This is a genomic window from Mycobacterium sp. TH-M25 (assembly GCF_057473665.1).
On sequence record NZ_JBYCLA010000079.1, the window covers coordinates 1 to 2688 of the forward strand.

Annotated in this window: 4 protein-coding genes; 3 read left to right on the top strand and 1 reads right to left on the bottom strand. The window is 62.5% G+C overall.

The genetic code is table 11. The features are described from left to right. The first annotated feature begins 76 nt into the window (after window positions 1-76). Together AC2VOU_RS02905 and AC2VOU_RS02910 are read left to right on the top strand one after the other, a co-directional pair. On the top strand, window positions 77-544 hold the full coding sequence (locus tag AC2VOU_RS02905; protein WP_486956011.1) for a cupin domain-containing protein: 468 nt from the start codon (window positions 77-79) through the stop codon (window positions 542-544). Window positions 545-880: 336 nt separating this feature from the next. Beyond that, the gene (locus AC2VOU_RS02910; protein ID WP_486956012.1) at window positions 881-1132 is read left to right on the top strand and encodes a type II toxin-antitoxin system RelE family toxin; all 252 of its coding nucleotides are present in this window, start codon (window positions 881-883) and stop codon (window positions 1130-1132) included. Between the two features lie 60 nt (window positions 1133-1192). On the opposite strand, the gene AC2VOU_RS02915 is transcribed toward AC2VOU_RS02910, so the two are convergent. Then, complete coding sequence (locus tag AC2VOU_RS02915; protein ID WP_486956013.1) at window positions 1193-1501, bottom strand: DUF732 domain-containing protein; 309 nt, start codon at window positions 1499-1501, stop codon at window positions 1193-1195. Between the two features lie 421 nt (window positions 1502-1922). Between AC2VOU_RS02915 and AC2VOU_RS02920 the strand changes: the two genes are divergently transcribed. Then, a partial coding sequence (locus AC2VOU_RS02920) for a CoA transferase (protein WP_486956014.1) occupies window positions 1923-2688 on the top strand: 766 nt, incomplete at its 3' end.

Genomic DNA, 2688 nt, shown 5'->3' on the forward strand with positions numbered 1-2688 from the left:
CACCCCCGGTTTCGGCCGGGGGTGTCTTTGGCTTCTGGGCGGGCATGTTCATGCCGACGGATGAATAATCTTGTCCATGAGCATGGCGTACCTGGCGCAGCCGGATCAACAGCAGCAGCTGGAATGGCTTGACGGTGGCACGTTGGCGATCTTGCTCGACGGGAAGGCGACCAACGGCCAGTTGATGGTCGGACGCTTCGATGTCAGCGAGGGCGAAGCGCCCCCTTATCACAAGCACACGCGTGAGGATGAGGTCTTCATGTTGATCAAGGGCACCGCGCTGCTCTGGCTGGACGATGAGGAAATGGAGCTGTCGGAAGGCGGAATTGTCTATCTGCCCAAGAACATTCCGCACGCGTACCGCATCACGTCCAAGAAAGCGGATTTGCTGATGATCAACACTCCGGCGGGCATCGAAGGCATGTTCCGCCACGCTGGACGTGACAAGGCGACGCCGCGTCCGGACGGCTTCGAAATCTCGCCAGAACGGATGGCCGAAGCGGCCGACATGTACGGACAGGTCATTCTCGGCCCGCCGCGCTGATCTTTGATGGCGACGCTGGCTGCAATCGGCACGACCGAGACCGCCGTCGTCGAGAAGCCTACGAAGGCGGTCGACGGTCGCGGATATCGCCCAAATCGACCGTAGTGTGGCGGTCTCTCGCACTTCTTCGCGCCAACGTCAATCTCAACGAAGATCCTCGAAGCGGATGCGCTGCTTACGAATTAATGACTCACGACACCGGGCCCGCTAGGCCCGACCCCGCCCACCCGACCTCGTTCTGGCATTCGCCAAGCTGGTGTCGCTATCCGGAGTGCTGTGTAAACATGAGTATCCACCGTTTACGGGATCTTCGTGAAAGCCTGGGAGCGCTGGGGGATGAGAATGCCGTTCCACCCCGACGTGCTAAGGCGGCTACAGCGACTCCCGCGTGCCGAGTTGCAAGCAGCTCTGCGGGTGGTCATTGGTTTGTCCCACGAGCCGCAACCGGCCAATACGAAGAAACTCGTTGAGAACCAGCGTGATTGGGGGGTGCGTTTCGGGCAATATCGAGTGGTGCATGCCATCGACCATGCCGACGGCGAAATCACGGTGTTCACCGCGGCCAAGCGCAGCGACGCCTATCGTTGAGCATCGGCGTTGGTTCGGCAGATTGTGCGGCGCGGCTTGGGATCTGCGTCAGCGTCGCTGTCACAGCGTGTCAGGACACAGGTTGTGCTGTGCAGCGTGAATCAACATCCGACCGGTATTGACGTCGTTGGGACTCAACTGTCCAATCAACTGGTCAGGCCGCTCTCCCAGATGCAGCCGGTTGCACGCCATATAACCTTGCGACACGAGCACGCCATCGGGCATCTGCTGGCCTGCGACAGACCAACCTGCGAAGCCGTTCGCCCGCAGTTCGTTGAGAAATCCTTGGTCGTCGGCGTGAGCCGAGGGTATGCCGATGACGGCGAACGCTGCCGCGGCAAGAGTGGTGACCAAAAGCTGTTTTTTCACGGTGCACCTTCGGCTCTGCAGCGCTCCCGGCGGGGGCGGTATTCAGCACGGTAGTAGCGGCGGTGCCGGCGAGGCCGATATTCGCCAAGTTTTGGCATGGCTCAGATCGACTACCGCCGAGACCGTCGTTGTCGACAGGCCTGCCGAGTCGGCCGACGGCCACAGTCACCACCGCGAGAACGTAGCAGAAGAGCCGCAGCAGATCGGCCATATCGCCTTTACAGTGGCGGGGTCGGCCGTAAGGTCCTCATCGAGCGTCTGGTCAACTTTCCGCTCAGGAGGAACGACGCGATCAACCGGCCTTCCGGCCGCCCCAGGCCGCGTCGCGCGAACAGGCATGCATCGATATCCGCGCGGCACACCGTCGGTTCGGGCTCATCGCTGAATAGCTGAAAACTAGTGTGGAAAACGAGGACTCGTCATGGTTGACGCCAGACCGTTGAGCGGCATCCGCGTACTGGAAGTCGCGGCCTGGACTTTCGTCCCCGCCGCCGGCGCGGTGCTGGCCGAGTGGGGCGCCGACGTGATCAAGGTCGAACCGCGCGAAGGCGGTGACCCGCAGCGCGGACTGGTCACCATGGGTCTCATTCCCGGCGGCCCGACCGCGGTCAACTACATGATCGAAATGCCCAACCGCGGAAAAAAGTCGATCGGAATCGACTTGACCACACCGGGCGGTCAGGAGGTCGTCCACGAGTTGGCGAAATCCAGCGACGTGTTCCTCACCAGCTACTTGCCCGGCCGTCGCAAGCATTTCGGTATCGAGGTCGACCAGATTCGCGCCGTCAATCCCGACATCGTCTACGTCCGCGGCTCTGGGTACGGACCACAGGGTGTTGACGCCGACCGGCCCGGCTATGACGGCGTCTCGTTCTGGTCGCGCGGTGGAATCGCCGATGCGCTGACCCGGGAACTGCCGGAGCCGGTGATGCAGACGCCGGCATTCGGTGACCTGATGGGCGGACTGACCATAGCCGGCGGCATCGCCGCGGCGCTCTACAAGCGCAAGGCGACCGGCGAGACCTCGATCGTCGACGTCTCGCTGCTCGGCCTGGCGGCGTGGGCGATGACCCCGCAGGTCACGGCTGCGAACCTCTATGGAGGTGACCCAATCCCGACCTTCGCCCACCGCGACATGCCCAATCCGCTGGTCGGCAACTACCAGACCAAGGATGGCCGCTTCATCA

Bases quoted from the DNA above. Each gene is read 5' to 3' on its own strand.
- AC2VOU_RS02905 (WP_486956011.1), top strand. From the start codon at position 77: ATGAGCATGGCGTACCTGGCGCAGCCGGATCAACAGCAGCAGCTGGAA.
- AC2VOU_RS02910 (WP_486956012.1), top strand. From the start codon at position 881: ATGAGAATGCCGTTCCACCCCGACGTGCTAAGGCGGCTACAGCGACTC.